Genomic DNA, 21,560 nt, shown 5'->3' on the forward strand with positions numbered 1-21,560 from the left:
TCACGTTAAAAATTTCTTATATAACACTTTACGGCTTGACAAAGGGCTCTTCATTTCATAATTTTATAGGAACAAAAACAATGTATAACCTATAAAAAGAATTAGTATGTCATTAGTAAAATGGAGAAATCAAGACGATAACTTTCCCTCTTTTTCAAATTTTTTTGATGACTTTTTTTCGAGGGATGTTTACAACGGAAATTTACGCGGAGCCAACCTTCCTGCCGTAAATATTTCTGAGGATGATGATAATTTTGAAGTAGAAGTTGCCGCACCGGGCTTAAAGAAAGATGATTTCAAAATAAATCTTGAAAACAATTTATTGACTATTTCTGGAGAACGGAAAGAAGAAAATGAAGAAAAAGAAGGCAAGAAAATAAGCCGGCGCGAGTTCAGCTATACCTCCTTCAACCGAAGTTTTGGCCTTCCCGAAACTGTGGAAGCAGACAAGATAGAGGCAAAATATGAAGATGGGGTGCTGCGTTTAACACTTCCCAAAAAAGAGGAGGCCAAAAAACAGCCGCCAAGGCAAATTTCTATTTCTTAAAATTTTAAACTTCAATTGAACCAAACACCTTTTAAAAAAGGTGTTTTTTTGTTTGGGACGCAACCTTTTCAAAAAGTATAGACTATTGGGAAAGAAACAACAGCTATTATGAAAACATTCTGGTTTATCACAATTTTAATTCTTCCTCTTTTTTATACTTCTTGCGAAAATGAGCCAATCAGTAAGGCGGATCCCTCACAAGTTATTCAGGTGAATTCAGAACTTTACAACCTTATTGAGCGGGCTGTCGGCAATGATTTTGACAATCAAATAACCTGCATCGACTTTCATTACCCTTTTACCTTGGTTATCTATGATGAGAATATGGATATATTCGGCTACCAAGTAATAAAGAGTGATAGTGAGTTCAGCGAATTTTTGGAAACCTTGCTGGAGGGGCAATCCATCAGCCTTAGTTATCCAATCACCAGTATTCTAAATAACGGCCAACCGTATGAAATAACCAATAATGCAGAACTAAAAGAAGCAATAGATAAGTGCCTATATGCAGATACCGTAATTACCTGCAACAATATATTGACTGAAACTTCCTGTATTTGGAAAATAAATCATTTAGATGGTCCAAACACATTATACGAAGGCGCCTATTTTGAAGTAAGCAATTTTGGGAATGCAGGGCTTTATTTTCAAGATAATGCTTTCGGCGGAACATGGATTAACTATTTTATTGAGGATGAACTGCATCTCAATATATTTTTGGCAGGAGATGAAAATGTTATGGAAGACTGGAATTTTGATTGGAAAGTAATCGGTTTTGACGAGCAGCAAATGGAAATAACCAATTCCATAGACACTTATCAATTGGTAAAGGATTGCTACGAACCCTGTAGAAAATTTCTCTTTGAGGAATGCGAAACCGAGCCTGGAACAGGGCGAGCCATTTTCGATTTGGAAAGTTATTTTGACTGTTTCTTTCCGCTTACCGGTATTTCAGACCCCGCAACCGTAACCTGGCGCTATTTTGAAACCTTTGAGGATGTGATGGCCGGCACGAACCCGATTACCAATTTAATGTACTTAAACACCGTAAACCCACAGATAATTTATGTTAGATTTGATGATGCAAGCACCGGCAATCAATTGCTGTTCGTGCCCATAATTTTGAAGGCCATTGATTGTTAAAACATAAAAAATCATATTTTTTGCCACTCTAAATTACAAGGTTTTAGTTTTTTCTTTTAAAACATTCTCTATTTGACTGAAAAAGAACTTATAGCCCAATGCATAAAAAACAACCGGACAGCCCAAAACGAATTGTTCCGGAAGTATAAAGACACCCTATATTTTACCTCTTTGAAGTATTGCAGAAACGAAGCCGATGCCGAAGATAATCTGCACGATGCGTTCATTACTATTTTTCAGAAATTAAGAACATTTAAAAACAAAGGCTCTTTTGAAGGCTGGATGCGGCGCATCACCATTTATAAAGCGATTGATAAGTATAAAAGCAAAAAACCGCTAAACATCGAGTTGAAAGATGATATTCTGGAAGAAGAAGTTACTGTTGAAAACGAAGCGAATCTTACGCTCAATCAACTTTTAGCCCTTATCCAGAATTTGCCGGATCAGTACAGGCTTGTGTTCAACCTTTATCAAATGGATGGTTTTTCGCATAAGGAAATTGCTTCCCTTTTGAATATTTCAGAAGGAACCTCAAAATCAAACTATCACCGCGCAAAGTTGATATTGCGCGAAAAAATTATAGAGATATACGAATCTCTCAATCCGAAAGCACATTAAAAAATGGGACAGAAAAAAGACATAGGAAAATTTTTTGAAAATAACCTGAACCAAGGGAAAAAGGCTCCCGACCAAAGTCTGTGGGGAAAAATAAACACTTCCCTCGACGAAGAAGAACGCAAAAGAAAAAGGAACTTTTATTGGCTTGTGGGCGGGGCAATCACAGTTCTGTTGGGCTTGATTTTGCTGTTTGGCAATAATTTTGACGCCGAAACATCATCAACCCAAGAACCAGACCACATAAAATTAAGCGACCAAAACGGTACTGCAGAAACCGACACCGACCAAACGACCTTTCCAAAACAGGATGCAGATTCCTTACGCATCCAAAATTCTCGCGATGAAAAACTCTCAAAAATAGCCACTTCAAAACTCGAGGAAACACAAAATGCTAACGAAAATGTTTCAAAAAATAGCCGGAAAATGAAGGTCAAAAATAATTCTTCAGATAAAACCTCCGTGGACGAAACATTTACAGTTTCCAAAAAATATTATTATTACAACAGTAAGGACGGGAAGCAGCTGGTTACCACAAACAAACAAGATATTGACAGTATAATTGCCGAGGCCTATAAAAATATAGATACCACGACCGTTAAAAGAGAAGATAGTTTTAAACAATAAGAACGTTGTTTGGTAGTTTAAAAAGGAAATTATTTAAAAAAAACAAAAAACTTCTGTAACCTTTTGGGCACTTGTTACGTATAACCCATTACACAAGTTTAAACCTTAATCTACAGGACAAACCTTAATGAGACAACTTAAAATTACAAAGCAGGTAACCAACAGGGAAACTGCTTCCTTAGACAAGTATCTTCAAGAAATTGGAAAAGTTGACTTAATCACCGCAGACGAAGAAGTAGAGTTGGCGCAGCGCATAAAAGCTGGCGATCAGCGCGCTTTGGAAAAATTGACCAAGGCCAACCTTCGTTTCGTAGTTTCGGTGGCTAAGCAGTACCAAAACCAAGGGCTTACCCTTCCAGACCTTATAAATGAAGGCAACCTCGGTCTTATTAAAGCCGCACAACGCTTTGACGAAACCCGTGGTTTCAAATTTATTTCGTATGCCGTTTGGTGGATCCGCCAATCAATCTTACAGGCTTTGGCAGAACAGTCGCGTATTGTGCGTTTGCCGCTGAACAAGATTGGGAGCATCAACAAGATCAACAAAATGTACGCCTACCTGGAGCAGGCCAACGAGCGCCCACCCTCTGCCGAAGAAATTGCAAAGGAGCTGGATATGACCATTAATGACGTAAAAGAGTCGATGAAAAACTCCGGCCGTCACGTATCTATGGATGCCCCCCTTGTTGAAGGAGAAGACAGTAACCTGTATGACGTTTTGCGCAGCGGCGAGAGCCCAAACCCAGACCGTTCCCTGTTGCACGAATCACTTCGCACCGAAATAGAGCGTGCCTTGGAAACCCTTACACCCCGTGAGGCCGACGTAATTCGCTTGTACTTCGGTTTAGGCGATCAGCACCCAATGACTTTGGAAGAAATAGGTGAAACCTTTGATCTTACCCGTGAGCGTGTGCGCCAAATTAAAGAGAAGGCTATCAGAAGATTGAAGCACACTTCACGAAGCAAAATATTAATGACCTATTTGGGGTAAAGCCCATAAAGATAACTTACAGTATCAGTTTCTCGGTTTCACTGAGAAAATACTGTTCGTTTTTTGATTGATGAATGACCTCCGGCTGATTACCGGAGGTTTTTTCTATCTTTACAGCGGAATGGAGCACACAATCTGTTATTTAAGCAAACAATCTGATGTTCTGGATAAGCCAGAACTAGAACGGTTGTTCGATTTTATTTTACAGATAAATCCGTCGTTGAACATAACCGGCGCCCTTCTCTATAACAATAGTTTTTTTCTTCAAGTATTGGAAGGCAGTAAAAACACAGTAAAGGAAATTTTCGCAAAAATTAGAAAAGACAAAAGGCATAAAGACATTTTGATGATTTTTGATCAGAAAATTGAGCATAGAATTTTTCAAAATTACGAAGCGAACTTCAGTATTTTAAAAACCAAAGCCGATATTGCGAGACTGAACACGTATCTTTCCAATTATGACTTTGAAAACAAATACCCAAAAAATATAAAATCCCTTATCGAACCTTTCTTATTATAAAGCACATGAGAAATACAATTATAGCCCCATCCATACTGGCAGCAGATTTTGCCAATCTTCAACGCGATATTGAAATGGTAAATAGCAGCCAAGCAGACTGGTTTCATCTGGACGTGATGGATGGCGTTTTTGTACCGAATATTTCCTTCGGAATGCCCATTATAAAAAGTATTGCAGCCCACGCAAAAAAACCGCTGGATGTGCATCTGATGATTATTGATCCGGATCGCTATATAAAGACATTTGCAGATTTGGGAGCCAATATACTCACCGTTCATTATGAAGCTTGCACACACCTTCACAGAATCTTGCAGGCCATAAAAACTGAAGATATGCAGGCAGGAGTCGCCATTAACCCGCACACAAACGTTTCATTACTTGAAGACACCATACAGGACATTGATCTGGTCTGTATGATGAGCGTAAATCCAGGTTTTGGAGGGCAAAGCTTTATTGAAAACACCTATAAAAAAATTAAGCAACTCCGACAGATAATTGAGTCCAACGGCGCATCAACCAAAATTGAGATCGATGGCGGGGTTACAAACAAAAATGCGAAACAACTTGTTGAGGCAGGCGCAGATGTGTTGGTAGCCGGCAGCTATGTTTTTGGGGCCAGCAATCCTATGGAAACCATTCAAGATTTAAAAAAACTTGTACAAGCGTAATGCCCATTTCGCCCAATACCGAACGTTTATTAGATGTGTTAATTATCGGCGCAGGCCCTATAGGTATAGCCTGTGCGCTTGAATGCAAAAAGAAAGGCTTGAATTATATTGTGGTTGAAAAAGGCGCGCTTACCAATTCAATTTACAATTATCCGCTGAATATGACCTTTTTCTCCACATCGGAAAAACTGGAGATTGATAACATTCCATTTATAAGCAATAACCCCAAGCCCAATAGAAATGAGGCTTTGGAATATTACCGTAGGGTGGCTACCTCAAATGATCTTCATATTAATTTATATGAAGAAATTCTTACTGCCAAAAAAGAGGGAGATTGCTTCAGAATAGTTTCGGATAAAAAAATATACAGTTCAAAAAATGTTATAGTAAGCACCGGTTTTTACGATATCCCAAAAATGTTGGGTGTTCCGGGAGAAGATTTGCCCATAGTGATGCATTATTACAAAGAAGCCCACCCTTTCGTTATGCAAAAAGTGGTTGTAGTGGGCGCCAGCAATTCTGCAGTGGATGCAGCACTGGAAATATGGCGAAAAGGTGGTGATGTAACCATGGTAATTCGCGGTGCCGAAATAGGTGAACGCGTAAAATATTGGGTGAAACCGGATATTGAAAATAGAATTGAAGAAGGGAGTATAAAAGCATTCTTTAATTCTGAAATACTTGAGATTTCCGATACTCAGGTAAAAATTAAAAGTCCTAAAGGGAAAATAATACTGGAGAATGATTTTGTAGTAGCATTGACGGGATATCAACCAAATTTACAATTGTTGACCCAACTAGGCATAAAATTAGGCGATGACAAGAATCAGATTCCTACCTATAATCCGACAACAATGGAAAGTAACGTAACAGGTCTCTACTTAGCAGGCGTAATTTGCGGAGGATTGGAGACCCACAAATGGTTTATAGAAAATTCCAGGATTCACGCAAAAATTATCCTTGAGCACATTTCGCATAATTGCTAGTAACCGGCAAAATTAAAATTCAATAACTTTTTTGTGCAATTGTATATTTTTGGGAAAATTCGTTTGAATTCTTCTGGAGATTCAAAAAAATATTCAGCCAAAACGGCCATAAACTCATATTGGTTGGTAAAAGCATACGCGCGGAAATATGCGGTTTTATCCATTTTATTTTTTATTTCAGCATTGGTTAAATGCTTAAGGATATTTTGGAATTGTCTTGCGAATCGTACCGAATCCAGATCGCGACTTTTGCGGGCTTCCAGTTGCATTGCATGCATAAATTCGTGTATTCCCACATTAAGGTTATCGTTACTTATTCTAAAACCTTCCTCAAAATCCTTCCAGGAAAAGACGAGCGCTTTTTCCCTTGGGTTAAATTCACCTTTATGATAATTATTATTCATCTTACTAAAAAATTCCTCAGGATAAATAAGAATATAATCAACCAAGGCGTACGTATAGTTTTTTCGTCCAAAGCTTAACATGCAGCCTATTGCGGCAACCAAGATTTTCATCTGTTCGGTTACAACTAAATCATCTCTTCCTATGAATCTTTTTTCAGAAATAAATTGCGCGACCCTATGCTCAAATTGGCCCTTATGTTTTTCGGAAAGTTTGTTGTAGAAACTAAATTCTGTTCCCAGTATTTTTAATTGTGAATCCGAAAGCCTTTTGAAAACGTAGTAATGTCGAAACAACGGCCGATCAAAATTTGCGGCATATAGATTTTCAAATATTCGAAATAGAAAAAATGCGAAACCGAGAAATACGATACCATATGCATATGGTGCGAGCCACGGTGCATATGCTTCAGATAGGAAGAATATCGACATAGGTGGGATGAGGTTAGGAATTGTAACTATAACGTTTTAAAGGCGCCATTATTTCTTTATAGATATGTATAAAAAAATCCCCGGCTGTGCCGGGGATTTTCATTTAATCAAAATTGCTCAAGGCTATTTCTTAAAAATCAAAAGTATAAAACTTATCCCAGAATAATTGAGTTTCTGCTGCATCTCCTCCAATTGCAGAGGAAGCGGCACTATAATTAGTACCATTCAGCGTTTGCTCGGTTACAGGATATGTGTATCGTACAGGGAATCCAGACTGTGCATCTACTGGCTCTCTTAGAATTGGATAATCCAATCTTCTTACCGATAGATAAGGCGCAAAAGTACGGTTATATAATGCGATATAAGCCTGAGTACCAATTACCATTTTCCACTTAGGATCAGAAGTACTAGCTGCCAAAGCAGTTGTATAATTTACTTCTGGATCAGCCAAGTACGATGACGCTCCAGATACATTCCAATAATTAAATGAAGCAGTAATACCTGCATTATAATGACTTTCAGCAGTTCCGCCTACATTATAACCTCTTGCAGCCGCTTCGGCTAATAGAAACTCAACCTCAACGTACGAAAGAAGAACTCCAGGCTCTGTTGGATCCACAACTCTATCGTTAACGTGAGTATAGTTAGCATAGGTTGCAGCATCTCCAGGAAGGCCACCTACATAGCTGATAATGCCAATACCGTCTCCAGCGCTAACAGGAGCCATAATATTATCAATCTCGATAGTATTAGCTGTTACGTTTAAAACAGTTCCCAAAACAACATCATCACCATCAACTACTTGTTTAAAAACTTGATCTCCAACAGCTGGATAATAGTCTAAATCTTTAGTCATAGTAATGGTGGTTACTGTTCCATTCAAAGAAACACTTGCAACGGGATTTCCTTCAGTTAAATCATCAGGATTCCAATCATAGCTAAATTCAACCATTCCGTTGAAATACGCACTACGTCTTGGGTCATTAACATCATTCATGATATTCACAAGTGTTGATCCAGCAACATAATCATTTCTACCACTAAGCACCAAGTTATCGTTCATTGGGTTGTTGTTTGGTGCGTTAGCAGAATATTGGTAACTGGCATTGTCTGCATTGCTAGTGAATACACCAGCTGTAACAGCGGTTTGAACGGCAGATTGTGAAGTTGCAGCGTCAACATCAGATAGCATAATTCCCATTCTCAATTTAAGTGAATTGGCGAATTTCTTCCAACCGCTAGCATCAAGTCCAAGTTTATTTCCAATAATACCTTTGCTTACATCAATATTATTCGAAGCAGCAGTTAAACGGTTAATCAAATCCTTGTAAACAGTAAGTCCGTCATCATACTTAGGCAAAACATTATCAATATCCAATGCTTCAGAATAAGGTATGTCTCCGAAAGTCTCAACAAGATTACTCCAAGCGTAAACTGACAGGATTTCAATAGCTGCAAGTTTATTTTGTTTTAAATCATTGGTTAGCGGGTTGTCCGTAGCTTCAATGATTTTAGCAGCCTCATCCAAGTCCTTTAGTACGTCTCTGTACATTTCTCTCCAGTGGTTACCTGGGATTGGACGTGTAATTTGATCATAGTTACTTTCATCAGTATAGGTAGTCTCCTGTAGATACTGTACCCATAACCTGTTATTGTTCAGGTTAACATTAGGAGTAACTATCTGATCGGCAAGTTGCTTTTCAGCAGATAAGTACAAACTCTCACCACTCACCGATGCAGGGTCTTTTATGTTTTGGTTCAGATCCTCGAGGTTGTCTGAACACGATACGGCCATTACTGCCGCTGTAAAAATTATTATCAGTTTCTTCATTTTTCTATGTATTAAAATTGTGCTTTAATATTAAACCCATAATCTTGGGTAGTTGGCAATGCACCAGTACTATATCCTTGAAGGTTACCAGAACTCAAACCAGACTCTGGATCAGCATAAGGCATGTTCTTATCGATAATCCATAGGTTTGAACCTGAAACGCTAAACTGAAGGCCAGTCATAAATGTATTGTCCAAGAATCTTGATGGCAAAGTATAGGTAAGAGATACTTGGCGTAATTTGATATAGCTGGCGTCATAAACGAAGGCAGAGTTAGGCAAACCTCTTGCATATCCTTGCGCTCCATAACGATCTGCACGGATACGTGTAGTATTTACAGAACCATCAGGATTAACACCTTCATTGATAAATCCACCACCATCAGCAAGAGTATTTCTAACTGGATTACCAAGATCGTTGATAAAAGAAGTGTTCTCATACAAACCAGTTGCTAGTCCATAATATTGGTCTAACGAGAAAATACTTCCTCCTTCTTGAATGTCAATAAGGAAACTAAAAGATAGATCTTTATAGGTTAAAGTATTTGAAATACCAGCCAACCAATCAGGATTGGTGTCTCCAATTACATTATTAGAGGCTGCAGTTGCAATATACTGTCCATTTGCAGGATCTACTACACGCTGCCCGTTAAGATAGGTATAGTCAGTTCCATAAATCACGCCATAAGGCTGACCTTTAACGGCGTTAATTGTAACACCTCCTTGGAATGCACCTAACTGCAATGTCTCAATTCCTTCGGGAAGTTCTAGAACCTCACTCTTGTTCTGAGACCAGTTAATGTTTAATCCCCAAGTAAAGTTGTCATTTTTTACAGGCATAGCGTTTAATGAAACCTCAATACCTTTGTTTTCAATTTCACCAGCATTCAATAATTTACCTGTGTAACCAGAAGCCGCAGTAATAGGCACCTGTACAATTTGGTCAATAGAGTTTGATTTGTAATACGCAACATCAAAACCTAAACGGTTGTTGGCGAAACGCATTTCAAGACCTGCTTCGTAACTTTTTGTAGTTTCAGGCTTTAACTCTGGATTATTTCGAACGCTTGGCACGCTTGTTCCTATATCGTTATTAATTACGAAAGTATCAAACAATCTATCGAAAGGAGCTCCATTACCAACTTCAGCATAATTCAAACGAAGTTTACCGAACGATATAGCGTTCACATTCATCAATTTGCTGAATACGAAACTTGTAGATACAGATGGGTAGTAGAATGAGCTATTATCCTCTGGCAAAGTAGAGAAATGATCTCTACGGATGGTACCATCTAGATAAACCACATTTCCAAATCCAAATGAGGCGCTTGCATATACACCATCTACTCCGATCTTTTCGGCCTGCTCCACTGGACGTGGGTTTGGAGATTTAGTATTTTGAAGTGAGTAAAGACCCTCAACAATCAAACCTCCCGCTGTCGAAGAAGTAAGTGAATTAAAATCATTTCTTCGAATGTTTGTTCCTAAAATACCAGCAAAACTGATGCTTTCAGAAAAATCTGCATCAAAGTTGAACATTAAGTCATAGTTCGTCTCGGTAGCAGTAATATCTCTTCTTAAATAACCAGAATCAACGTTTCCACGAGTAACCCCGAAGTTAGTTGGCACAGAACCAACTGCTCTACGCTCTTCTTGTTGCTCATTATATGTATCTGTAGAAACCCTACCTGTAACATTTACCCACTCAGCAAGCTCGTAATTAAGCTCAAAGTTTCCAATGAAACGGCTTCTTCCATCATTCTGATAGTTTTCATAACGAGTCCAGTATGGGTTATCCCAGAAAATTGGTTGTGCTCCAGGGGCAGAACTTACCGGGTTCCAAGTTACGTTTCTTCTTGTAGCAAAATAGATATCACGCTGTTGCTGAATATCTACGTTAGTCTGCCACCACTGCTTGAAGTTACCTACTACGTTATCGTTATAACCAGTAGAGTTACGACCAAGAGCGTCAGTTTTAATATAATTAGCAAAACCACTTGCGGTCAATTTATCTGAAACATCATAAGTTCCGCTCAAAATGAAGTTATGTCTGTCCAACTGACTATTAGGCATCAACCCTGATTGATCCAATTTGGTATAAGACATACGATAAGAACCTTTCTCTAAACCATTTGAAATAGAGATAGAGTTTGTTAAAGTTATAGGAGTTTCAAAGAAAGTTATAGGTCCATTAGCAGCACTGCGCCAAGGAGTTGCTTTAAGATAGTTAGGAGATTCGGGGTCAAATGAATCCCACTGATAAACCAAACGACCATCGAAAGGCGCACCGTAAGAAGCATCTTCAGTATAAGGAACAACTAAATCATCGCTTCCATCACCATTTATATCCTCTTCATACCAGAAACCATCAGGCCCATCATAATAAGCACCGTATCCAGCACCGTAATCTTTTTGATATACAGCAAAAGTACTCTTATCTATAAAACCAACCTGTGCATTAGAGTTAATAGTAACCCCAAGACCTTTAGATTTTTTCCCTTTTTTGGTGGTGATAATAATAACACCGTTCGCAGCACGCGATCCATAAAGTGCAGATGCAGCAGCACCCTTAAGCACGTTAATAGACTCGATGTCATCTGGGTTCACATCCGCGGCAGCATTACCATAGTCATAGTAATTACCAGACGCTTGTGTTTGCCCTGCAGTGTTTGTGTTTCTGTTACTGATCGGCACACCGTCTACAACAAATAATGCTTGGTTATCTCCAGTTAAAGAAGTGTTACCTCTAATAACCACGTTAGTAGAACCACCAAAGTTGTTGTTTCTTTTAATGTTAAGACCAGAAACCTTACCAGAAAGGGCATTTGTAAAGTTGTTACCTTTTACGGTAGAGATATCCTCTCCCTCTACTTGCTGCGTTGAGTAACCCAATGATTGTTTTTCACGGGAAACACCAAGTGCAGTTACCACAACCTCGTCCAGTACTGAACCAGCCTGCATTGTAACGTCAATTCTATTTGAGGCCCCAACAGCAATCTCTTGGGTCTCAAAACCTACATAACTATAAACGAGGGTTTGGCCTACTGCCGCCTCAATGGTATAGTTACCATCAAAATCAGACTGTGTACCAGTACTTGTACCTTTTATAATTATGTTAACCCCTGGAAGCGGCAGACCCGTGTCATCGGTCACCGTTCCGGAAATCGTTTTTTCCTGTGCAAAAGCGAGCTGCACAACCAACACTAATAATAGTGTTAAAATTCCACTAAACTTTGTTTTCATTTTTTTGTTTGTTTGAATTAGCACCCCAAAAGTGCCAATAAAATCTTACAATTCCAACTTTTATGGGAAGTAGATTATGAAAATTTTATCAAAAAGTTATTTTAAAAACGGTCTTTCACCCTAATTTTTAACATAAATTTCTACAAACCCTTGATTTCCTTATGTTTTCGGAAGCTACTTCAAAACCCACATTCAATAAAAGTGTCTGAAAAAAAAATGAATTATTTTCAAACACTTTATCAACAATTGCACTACTAACGCAAAACCAAGAGGATTTATGCTATTTTAACAAATTAGCATAAAATCTTAAAATCCTGTTAAACTTTTATTGCGGTTTTCGTAAATTTTCTCTTATCTGATTGATAAAAATTAATGGAGAGAAATAAGAGCTTGGGCAATATTTCTACTTCGCGGAGCCTTCACCTTTAAACTGTTGGGAATTGCTTTTAAATAGTACATTAAAGGTGGTCAAACTTCCATAACAACGGGTTATATACTGCTGAAGATCAATTTTGTCCTGCTCGGCCAATTCTTTACTGGCGTTTATCTTTTGTTCCATTACCCGCAGTCGATCTCTTAACATTACGATTTTATGAAAAAAAGTATCGATGGGTATTTCCTTTGAAGCCAAATTGGGATCGGCAGGTTTCAGTACCATACTGCCTCCCTTCCACTTATCGGCTATCGGCACGATCTCGCTAAAGCCATTCCATTTTTTTAGAATATCGCGAAGGCTTTTTTCCACTTCATAGAAACTTACCGTGTCCACCTCGTCTTCCGCGGCTTCAATAATTTCGAAATCGTCGCCGGTGGCTATGGTTTCAAGACCGTTTTCAATAAAAGTTACCCAGTACATTTTTGCCGTTACATTGGTTACCACTCCTTTTCCATATTCGGGGTGATCTATTCGAGAGCCTATTCCTAATATTTGTTTCATTTGTTTGTAATTTGTTATTCGTCTAAAAATATAAAATTAAGTGAGATATTAAATTTTCCCTACAAATTTACTACAATGAAAAAACCATCCGTCTTTCGAGGGATGGTTTCTTTGGTTCCATTAACCAATCGCGGACTACTTCTTCTTAGGAGCAGTTGGCGAAGCCTTTTTGTTATCCTGTTTTTTGGCTTGTGGGCCTTTTGCAGGTTGCGGCTTTTTGTTTTGCTGTTGTTGTGGCATAACAATTACTATTTTTAATTAACCATATAAAGGTAAAAAGCGCCGCTGTTAAATTATTCTCTCGTTGGCTAAATTTTAACAGCCAATTTTAAGCGAGATACTCGCGGCATTCGGCCGCGCATTTTTTGCAGGCCTCTGCGCAGTCCTGGCAATGTTTCGCCTCGTGCTTCGAGCATTCCTCGGCGCAGGCATCGCATATTCTTGCACAATATCTTACCAGGTCATCCACATCGTTAAACCCCGTTACCAATAGTTGGTTTAGTGTACTGCACACTTCTGCACAGGCCCTATCGGTCCTAATACAGGTTACCATCATTTTTACATTCTCTTCGTCAAGACAGGCATCTGCACAATAATTACAGTGATTGATGCAATTGCCTAAAGCGTGAATCAGTTTTTCGTTTTTCATAATTTTTAGTTTTTTTGTGAAAAATCAAATTAAGAAATTACCGCCTCACGCTCTATTAAGAAAATTATAAAATCCTCCTAAAAATTACTCGCCGCCCTGTTTGTGGTCGTCTATCACTTTTGGGTCGCGGTATTTGCAGCAAGGGTCTATTTTGTCATATACCTCATCCTTGGCCGGAATGTCTTGAGTGTCATGGCCGCTGTCGGCAATACTTTGTTGGATTTTCGTCAAATCGGTTTTCCCTTCGTTATAAATCAGGTCTAATTGATGGGTTTCCACATTCCAAATTGCCGATTTTACGCCCTTGGCCTGAACGGAAGCCTTTTCAATGCGTTCTTTGCACATACCGCACACGCCATCTACTTCAATGGTGGCCTTTGCATTTTTGTTTTGGGCGAAGCCCGTGGCTCCCATAAATAATACACTGATAATTAAAATTGCTTTTTTCATGTTTAATTTATTATTGATTATTATTCTCTATTATTATTCTCTATTATTATTCTCTATTATTATTCTCTATTATTATTCTCTATTATTAATAACTCTTTGCGGTCTCTGCGACTCTGCGGTATTTTTTTCACCGCAAAGGCGCATAGACCGCGGAGTTTTTAGTTTAGCCTATATCGCAACCCCGCATAATATGAGCTTCCAAAAATGGGGCCGTAAACGTAGGTGGTGTCAAAAGTTGAGCCAAACGGAGTGTCGCTGCCCGTAATGGGATTGCTCTGGGTAACGTTTGTAATATTCTCGCCCCCTACGTAGATTTCAAAGTTAGTCGAAAAAACTTTTGTAACCTGCGCGTTCAAGGTAGATACCGAAGGCGAAAACTCAGAAAGCCCAATAGTATTCAAATAGCTTTCTGTGGATGGAAACCGCTGCTCGCCCAAATAGTTGAAGGTGGCGTCAAATTTCCAGTTTCCGCCTTTCGCCGTTTGGTGCGTCTGAAACGAAGCATTCGCAAAAAAACGATGGTTTGGCGTTAACGGATTTTCCTTCTTTCCGCTTATATACCTGGTTTCCACATCGTAATATTTATAGGCCAAGCGCACATCAAAATGGGTAAATGGATTGTAGTTGAACTCAATTTGATAGTTATTGGAATAACTTTCTCCTTCCAAATTATAAAAGTTTATTTTCGAAGGATTTTCCCAGTCCACCACAATTTGGTTTACAAAATCGGTTCTGTAAAAATCGAAAGTAACATCGCCCCTTCTTCCAAAAAGATCGAAGCCCTGCATATAAGAAGCCCCGTAATTCCAAGCAATTTCAGGATCCAGCCCATAAATATCGCCGCCATTTCCCAATATATTCAAACTGCGCGAAGTAGCAAAAAGCTGTTGGTTTTCGGTGAAAATATTGGCACTGCGCTTGCCCCTTCCCGCAGAAATACGAAAAGCCGACTTCTCCCAGGGCGTGTAACGCAAATGAAAACGCGGCGTTATAAATGCGCCCAGCCTATTGTGAATATCGCCCCGAATGCCGGCGGTAAAATTCAAATCGCCCAGATTGTCAAAATTGTATTCAAAGAAAGCTCCTACGGAATTTTCAATTCTGTTGAAATTTTCTGTCAAAACCAATTCGTCGTAACCATCGTAGGTTGCGCTGACGCCCGTTTTAATCTTATGGCGGGAGTCGCTAATTATTGAATTGTACGTAAAATTGGCGTAGAAACTATTGTGGACGATGTTGTAATCGTTCAACCCAAAATAGGATTCCTGGTCGTGATGGCTATATGCCAGCTGTAACCCACCGGTGCGCCAAGGAATGTCAGGATTCACAAAAACGAATTTTCCCGAAACATCAAAACGTTGGGTCTTTATCTCGCTTCCCCAGGCGCTGGTAGTGCCGCGGTCTTTTTCGGAGTCGAAAAATGTTTGGCCGGTCTGCTTCTCATCATTCAAAAACCGAACGTTGAAAAACCCAACATACCCGTTTTCAGTGTCGGTGTATTGCCAACGGTTCATCACGTTTACTTGCTGCATCAATGGCGCATCCAGGAAGGAATCGTCATTTTTGTCAAATTCCGTTTCGCGCAAGTTTCCGTGGATATATAAACCCGTGCTCCATCGCTCGGTGACTTTTGTGTTGAGATGTGTATTCAACTCAAAACGGCCATTTCCAGCTCCGTAAGCGTTTACGAAAAGTCTATCGTCCGTGGTAGGTTTTTGCAATTCGGCGTTAATTTGTCCCGCTATACTTTCGTAGCCGTTAGTAACGCTGCCCGCACCTTTTGTTATCTGGATACTTTCCACCCAAGTTCCCGGAATAAAACTCAACCCATACGCCTGTGAAGCCCCGCGAATGCTCGGCACGTTTTCGGTAGTTATCAAAATATACGGACTCGTAAGCCCGAGCATTTTAATCTGCCGCGTACCCGAAATGGCATCAGAAAAATTTACGTCAATCGAGGGATTGGTTTCAAAACTTTCCGCCAAATTACAGCAGGCAGCTTTTAAAAGCTCAGCGCTACTTACGTTCAAAACATTGGCAGATTGGATAAAGGAACGCGAACTGGCCTTTTGGCGGGCAATAACTGTAACCTCATCGAGATTGGCCGTTGAAGTTAAGGAATGGGTAATCCTTTTATGAGCGTTTACTGAAATCGTATCAGTTTTGTAGCCCACATAACTGATGACCATTTTTTTGTATTCGGGCTTATACGCAATTTCGAAATTTCCGTCAAAATCGGTCACCGTTCCAATTTGCGTGTTTAGCCAGTAAACATTTGCCCCACTCAGCGGAACTTCTTTGTTGTTTACATTTTCAGTAATAGTTCCCGTCAATTTTTCCTGTGAAAAAACACAGAGTGGGAATAAAAGGGCTATAAATATGTAGTTTTTCATATAATGTTATAAATTTTTATACTGTGACTTAAGACGGTAGGACAGAAGACGTAGGACAAAATTTTATATTCGTCATACGTCATATGTCTTAAAGTCCTATGTCAATTTTCAATCAATTTTTGCAGCGCGCAATCGCAATGCGTTTGTAATTACCGAAACCGAGCTGAAACTCATTGCCAGCGCGGCGATCATCGGCGATAATAATATTCCAAAAACCGGAAAGAGCACCCCTGCGGCAATAGGCACGCCGAGTACGTTATAAATTAAAGCGAAAAAGAGGTTTTGTTTAATGTTGCCCATCACCTTTTCACTTAGATGAAACGCTTTTACAATACCGTGCAGATCGCCTTTCACCAAGGTTATTCCGGCACTTTCAATGGCCACATCGGTTCCGGTTCCCATCGCGATGCCCACATCGCTTTTTGCCAAGGCGGGCGCATCGTTTATCCCGTCGCCGGCCATTGCAACTATTTTGCCTTCGGCGTGCAGTTTTTCAACTATTTCCAGTTTGTCCTGCGGAAGCATTTCAGCTTGGAAATCGGCGAGATTTAATTCGGCGGCTACAGCTTTTGCGGTGTCGTGGTTATCGCCCGTAAGCATTATAACCTGAATTCCTTTTTTCTGAAGTTCGTTGATTGCTTTTTTACTGGTTTCCTTTATTTTATCGGCAATCACAACGAAGCCAACCACTTTTCCATCAACGGAAAGCATTGGCACTGTTTTGCCTTTTTTCTGTTCTTCTGAAACTTGCTTTTGAAGTGCTTCGGAAATATCCGCGCCAGCTTCCTGCATCATTTTTTCGTTCCCGAGGGCAATCTTTTTGCCGTTGAGAGTTCCGGTCACCCCTTTTCCGGTAACCGAATTAAAATCGGTAGTTTTTAAAACTTCGGAATTCTTTTCCTTTCCGTATTTAACAGTAGCATCTGCCAGTGGATGTTCGCTGTTTTGATTGAGCGAAACGATATATTGAAGCACTTCCTCTTCCGAAATATTTTCCGCAGCGCCAACTTTTTCAACAGACGGTTTTCCTTCGGTAATCGTTCCGGTTTTATCAATTATCAAAACGTCAATTTTATTTAGCGTTTCAAGCGCTTCGGCGTTTTTGATCAGTACGCCGCTTTGTGCGCCCTTTCCTACTCCAACCATAACGGACATTGGAGTTGCGAGCCCCAAGGCACACGGACAGGCAATTATCAAAACCGCAATCGCGTTTACCAAGGCATATACGTATCTTGGCTCGGGCCCAAATACCGCCCAAACGATAAAGGTGATTATTGAAACCAAAACCACAATCGGTACAAACCAGCCCGAAATTTTATCGGCCAGTTTTTGGATAGGCGCGCGGCTTCGGCTTGCTTTGTTCACCATTTCAATGATTTGGGAAAGCAGAGTATCGCTTCCCACTTTTTCGGCTTTCATTACAAAAGTCTGTTGCCCATTGATGGTGCCCGAACTTACTTTATCCCCCTCGGCTTTTGAAACGGGCACGGGTTCGCCCGTAATCATCGACTCGTCAACGGAGCTTTCGCCTTCTAAAATACTTCCGTCCACGGGAATTTTTTCGCCCGGTTTTACGCGGAGTTTATCACCAACCTCAATTTTATCGATTGCAATGGTTTCCTCTTTTCCATCAACGATTCGCACGGCTTTGTTTGGCGCCAGTTTCAATAATTCCTTTACTGCGGAATTGGTGCGGTTGTGTGCGCGCGCTTCCAAAACCTGGCCCATTAAAACCAAGGTGAGAATTACCGTTGCCGCTTCAATATAAACGTGTACGGTGCCCGATTCGGTTTTAAATTGGTCTGGGAAGAAATCTGGAAATAGCATCCCGAAAACACTGAAAAGCCAAGCCACCCCAGCGCCAATCCCGATGAGGGTAAACATATTGAGATTCCAGGTTTTGATGGAGCGATAGGCCCGTTCAAAAAACATCCAAGTGGCGTAAAAAACCACAGGAATTGAAAGGCCGAGTTGTATCCAATTCCAAGTGCTCATTGGCATCCAATCGTACAACGGATTGTTTGGAATCATTTCGGACATTGCTATTATAAAGATTGGAATTGTGAAAATTATCGCAATCCAAAACTTTTTCAACAACTTTTTATACGATTTGTTTTCGGCAGATTCGTCGGCCTCTTTTGGTACCAAATCCATTCCGCAGATGGGGCAGGAACCCGGTTCGTCGCGAATTACTTCGGGATGCATTGGGCAGGTGTATTCTGTAGCAGTATTGGCCGAAGTTTTTACTTCTTCCACCAAATCCATTCCGCAGACTGGGCAATCGCCGGGTTTGTCGTAGGTTTTTTCGCCTTCGCAATGCATCGGGCAATAAAAGGTTCCCGTACTTGGTTGCTTCGCTCTTTTTTCTTCTTTTTTCTTTTTGTGTTTTTGCGCGGCCTCGGCATCGTCGGGAAGGGAAATACTGTAACTTCCGCCGTCGTCTTCCAATGCTTTTTCAAAAACTTCCAATGGAATATGTTTTTCCATTTCAATTACCGCTTCGGCTTTTTCAAGGTTTACCGATGCTTTTGAAACGCCTTCAATTTCACTTAAAGTTTGTTCCACATGGCTTCGGCAGCCGTTGCAGGTCATTCCGTGTATTTTATATGTGTGTGTCATTTTTTTTAGGTGTTAGACATAAGACGTGAGATATAGATCGTCTTGTTTCCTCTTTCTATATTAAAAATGTAATAATCAGCCCTCCCGCAAGCCATAGGTAGCAGAAAAATGCTGCGTATTTTAGAATGTTCTCAAGCAGTTTGCTCTTTGGCGCCATTTCAGCCATTTTGTATTCAACATCTTTCTTTCTGAAAAAAACCGAGATATATCAACCCGGCAGAAATAATCAAAAAAGCCAGGTTGAGATAAAAGGTATAATTGAATTTGAAATATTCGGTATCAGTGATTTTTACTTGGGAAGGGTCCGGCAGCGCACCAAAAATATCGAATGCATAATGCAGCGCCAACGAGGCTCCAATCAGGGAAGTGAATAGTAGAAAAAGAATAAAAAGGCTCATTTTCCATCCGTAATATTTCGCATTAATCCGCAGAATTGGAAAAACTACCAAATCACTAAAAATAAAGGCCATTACACCAGCAAAACTGACGCCTTTTCCGAAGAGAAGCGCAGCCAGCGGAATATTTCCCATGGAGCCAATAAAGGTTAGAAAAGCTGCGACTGGCCCCACGACTACGTGTTCCAAAATTTCAAGAAAAGTAAAATCCGTATTTCCGTTACCACTGTTTATAAACAAGGTTTGAAAGAAGGAATCTGGCACAAAAACCGCCACAATTCCGGCAATGGTAAAGCCCACGGTTACGTCTTTCCAAACCATCGCCCATTCCATTTTGTATTGTTTGGCCACTTTTGCCCAACCTTTTTCCGAAGCTATTTTCTTTTTCCAATCGGTGCTTTGCTTTTCATCTTCCCCTTCGTTCTCTTTCAAGTTTTTTCGGGCGTTTTCTATGAGCTTTTTTGGGTTTATTAGACGAATCAGCAACCAGCTTATAAGTATCAAAATAATTCCGCCCACGTATTCGCCAACCACAAATTGCCAGCCAAGAAATATGGAAATTATGATTCCCAACTCGATAACAAGATTGGTGGAAGCCAATAAAAACGCGATGGAGGAAACAAAACTCGCTCCTTTTTTAAAGAGGGATTTGGCACTGGCCAAAGCGGCAAAGCTGCACGAACTGCTTATAAAACCGAAAAAAGTTCCCAACAATACACTTTTGTTTTCCTTTTCGCCCATGGTTTTTTGCATCCGTTTTTCGGTTACAAAAACCTGTATCATACTGCTGATGATATAGCCCAAAACGAACGCCCACAGTGCCATCCAGAAAAATCCGGCGGTGGTATAGGCGGCTTCGCCCCATTGTTTTAGAAAGTCTTGCATTTGGTAAAGATTTGATAGAATACAAATTAAGTACTCCGAAGGAATTTGGAGTTTTAATCATAAGATGCCCGTCTTTACGGGCATAAAATCAAATCAGGAAAGTCTCGTACAGAATGTTTAAATCCTGCTCGAGAGGAGGTGGACTGTAATCCGCATAGAAGATTTTTTCAGCCGAAATTATTTCTACTTCCTGCAGCACAAACACGGAAACGAAAGTAGCCACAAAGGCTTTGTTCAATTTTACGTCAAAGGAAGCTTTGGCGAAATTATCGTCGGTTTGAATTTTGGTGATGTGATTTTTACAACAGTCGTGGGCTTCGGGTGCCGCAGTTTCATTATTACAATCAGAATCTAAGGTTTCTTCGGCCATTCCGCAGGAAAGATGTTTTTCGCCCAAAGTTATTTTGGCCACCATCTCCATCCCACTGCAAAAATGCTGTGCATAGGCTATCCCCGAACTGCTGGCGAGCATCAGTATGGATAGGAATATGGAAATGGTTTTTTTCATGCTTTCGCAAAAATACGAATATTATTTAAGAAAGTTTATGAGTTTAGGTGTTTATCCCGCCCCAAAAGGAGAGAGTCTATTGCTCCCTTTAGGGCTGGGGCAGGTTTTGAAGTTTAGAACTTACTTCCGCTACAGTTCCTAAATACTGCTTACTTAATCTCAGCATCCACCCTTCCACACTTTAGCATTATATCGCCAAAATATGGGTTTAGAATATCTCTGCTGCTGCTTATCCAATATGCACCCTTATTGTTAAAGGCCATTGGGCAATATTGCTTGTAAAGCATGCCGGACTTTAAAGTTCCCTGAAGCATTTTTTCCATTCCCATGCTCAAAGGTTCAAAATTTTCGCGCTGCACTTTGATGTCTTCAGAAGCTGCCATTGCCGCTACGGCATTTTGCGTGGTTTCTTCGGCGTTCATTTCCTTTAAAAGCAACTCCAGTTTTGCTGCTTCGGCTTGAGTTTTGGCGGCATCGGTATTTAACAAGGCGGCTTCCACTTGCAGGTATTGGTCAAAGATTGCCTCTACCTTTGGGTCATTGAATTCTGCCTCTGTCTGGGCTATTTCATAGGTTTTGACTTCGGCTTCGGTGGTATCGACCGTTACAACTTCCGGTTCGGTTTGTTTGGCATTGTCTTTACAGGACGAAATGGTAATTGCAACGATAGCGATGAGAATAAGCGATAATTTTTTCATATTCAGTTAAATTTTAGAATTGC

Annotated in this window: 18 protein-coding genes and 1 pseudogene; 8 read left to right on the forward strand and 11 right to left on the reverse strand. The window is 40.1% G+C overall.

Annotation, left to right across the window (positions count from 1 at the left end; genetic code table 11):
* The first annotated feature begins 106 nt into the window (after window positions 1–106).
* The 8 genes from MB09_RS10075 to MB09_RS10110 all read left to right on the forward strand — a co-directional run bounded on the left by MB09_RS10075 (window position 107) and on the right by MB09_RS10110 (window position 6,097).
* The gene (locus tag MB09_RS10075; RefSeq protein WP_045080763.1) at window positions 107–547 is read left to right on the forward strand and encodes an Hsp20/alpha crystallin family protein; all 441 of its coding nucleotides are present in this window, start codon (window positions 107–109) and stop codon (window positions 545–547) included.
* Between the two features lie 108 nt (window positions 548–655).
* Window positions 656–1,690 (forward strand): hypothetical protein, encoded by a 1,035-nt coding sequence (locus MB09_RS10080; protein ID WP_045080764.1) that lies wholly within the window; start codon window positions 656–658, stop codon window positions 1,688–1,690.
* Window positions 1,691–1,762: 72 nt separating this feature from the next.
* Window positions 1,763–2,308: an RNA polymerase sigma factor gene (locus tag MB09_RS10085; RefSeq protein ID WP_045080765.1), complete on the forward strand. Its 546-nt coding sequence runs from the start codon at window positions 1,763–1,765 to the stop codon at window positions 2,306–2,308.
* A 3-nt stretch (window positions 2,309–2,311) separates the two neighbouring features.
* Complete coding sequence (locus tag MB09_RS10090) at window positions 2,312–2,932, forward strand: hypothetical protein (RefSeq protein WP_045080766.1); 621 nt, start codon at window positions 2,312–2,314, stop codon at window positions 2,930–2,932.
* Window positions 2,933–3,059: 127 nt separating this feature from the next.
* Entirely contained in the window at window positions 3,060–3,923 is an 864-nt protein-coding gene (locus MB09_RS10095; RefSeq protein WP_045080767.1) for a sigma-70 family RNA polymerase sigma factor, read from the forward strand.
* A 70-nt stretch (window positions 3,924–3,993) separates the two neighbouring features.
* Complete coding sequence (locus tag MB09_RS10100; RefSeq protein WP_045080768.1) at window positions 3,994–4,443, forward strand: BLUF domain-containing protein; 450 nt, start codon at window positions 3,994–3,996, stop codon at window positions 4,441–4,443.
* Window positions 4,444–4,448: 5 nt separating this feature from the next.
* Window positions 4,449–5,111: a ribulose-phosphate 3-epimerase gene (rpe, locus tag MB09_RS10105; protein ID WP_045080769.1), complete on the forward strand. Its 663-nt coding sequence runs from the start codon at window positions 4,449–4,451 to the stop codon at window positions 5,109–5,111.
* The gene (locus tag MB09_RS10110) at window positions 5,111–6,097 is read left to right on the forward strand and encodes a YpdA family putative bacillithiol disulfide reductase (RefSeq protein WP_045080770.1); all 987 of its coding nucleotides are present in this window, start codon (window positions 5,111–5,113) and stop codon (window positions 6,095–6,097) included. Before rpe ends, MB09_RS10110 begins: the two co-directional genes overlap by 1 nt.
* Here the strand turns inward: MB09_RS10110 and MB09_RS10115 are convergent.
* The 11 genes and pseudogenes from MB09_RS10115 to MB09_RS15505 all read right to left on the reverse strand — a co-directional run bounded on the left by MB09_RS10115 (window position 6,094) and on the right by MB09_RS15505 (window position 21,537).
* Window positions 6,094–6,930 (reverse strand): zinc-dependent peptidase, encoded by an 837-nt coding sequence (locus MB09_RS10115; RefSeq protein WP_084709083.1) that lies wholly within the window; start codon window positions 6,928–6,930, stop codon window positions 6,094–6,096. The genes MB09_RS10110 and MB09_RS10115 overlap by 4 nt on opposite strands.
* Window positions 6,931–7,060: 130 nt before the next feature.
* The gene (locus MB09_RS10120; protein WP_045080771.1) at window positions 7,061–8,761 is read right to left on the reverse strand and encodes a SusD/RagB family nutrient-binding outer membrane lipoprotein; all 1,701 of its coding nucleotides are present in this window, start codon (window positions 8,759–8,761) and stop codon (window positions 7,061–7,063) included.
* An 11-nt stretch (window positions 8,762–8,772) separates the two neighbouring features.
* The gene (locus MB09_RS10125) at window positions 8,773–12,003 is read right to left on the reverse strand and encodes a SusC/RagA family TonB-linked outer membrane protein (protein ID WP_045080772.1); all 3,231 of its coding nucleotides are present in this window, start codon (window positions 12,001–12,003) and stop codon (window positions 8,773–8,775) included.
* 403 nt (window positions 12,004–12,406) lie between these two features.
* Window positions 12,407–12,940, reverse strand: coding sequence for a hypothetical protein (locus MB09_RS10130; protein WP_045080773.1), 534 nt, complete (start codon window positions 12,938–12,940; stop codon window positions 12,407–12,409).
* A 328-nt stretch (window positions 12,941–13,268) separates the two neighbouring features.
* Window positions 13,269–13,589, reverse strand: coding sequence for a four-helix bundle copper-binding protein (locus tag MB09_RS10135; protein WP_045080774.1), 321 nt, complete (start codon window positions 13,587–13,589; stop codon window positions 13,269–13,271).
* A gap of 84 nt (window positions 13,590–13,673) precedes the next feature.
* Entirely contained in the window at window positions 13,674–14,039 is a 366-nt protein-coding gene (locus MB09_RS10140) for a heavy-metal-associated domain-containing protein (protein ID WP_045080775.1), read from the reverse strand.
* Between the two features lie 158 nt (window positions 14,040–14,197).
* Window positions 14,198–16,432 (reverse strand): TonB-dependent receptor, encoded by a 2,235-nt coding sequence (locus tag MB09_RS10145; protein ID WP_045080776.1) that lies wholly within the window; start codon window positions 16,430–16,432, stop codon window positions 14,198–14,200.
* 108 nt (window positions 16,433–16,540) lie between these two features.
* Window positions 16,541–19,051 carry a heavy metal translocating P-type ATPase gene (locus MB09_RS10150; protein WP_045080777.1) on the reverse strand — a complete coding sequence of 837 codons (2,511 nt, stop codon included), beginning with the start codon at window positions 19,049–19,051 and terminating at the stop codon, window positions 16,541–16,543.
* Window positions 19,052–19,106: 55 nt separating this feature from the next.
* Window positions 19,107–20,331: pseudogene (locus MB09_RS10155) on the reverse strand (permease).
* An 88-nt stretch (window positions 20,332–20,419) separates the two neighbouring features.
* Window positions 20,420–20,839, reverse strand: coding sequence for an HYC_CC_PP family protein (locus MB09_RS15500; RefSeq protein ID WP_052671349.1), 420 nt, complete (start codon window positions 20,837–20,839; stop codon window positions 20,420–20,422).
* A gap of 149 nt (window positions 20,840–20,988) precedes the next feature.
* Window positions 20,989–21,537 carry a DUF3347 domain-containing protein gene (locus MB09_RS15505; RefSeq protein WP_052671350.1) on the reverse strand — a complete coding sequence of 183 codons (549 nt, stop codon included), beginning with the start codon at window positions 21,535–21,537 and terminating at the stop codon, window positions 20,989–20,991.
* Between the last annotated feature and the right edge of the window lie 23 nt (window positions 21,538–21,560).

The organism is Aequorivita vladivostokensis (genome assembly GCF_000952855.1).
In the GTDB taxonomy this organism is placed as follows: Bacteria; Bacteroidota; Bacteroidia; order Flavobacteriales; family Flavobacteriaceae; genus Aequorivita; species Aequorivita vladivostokensis.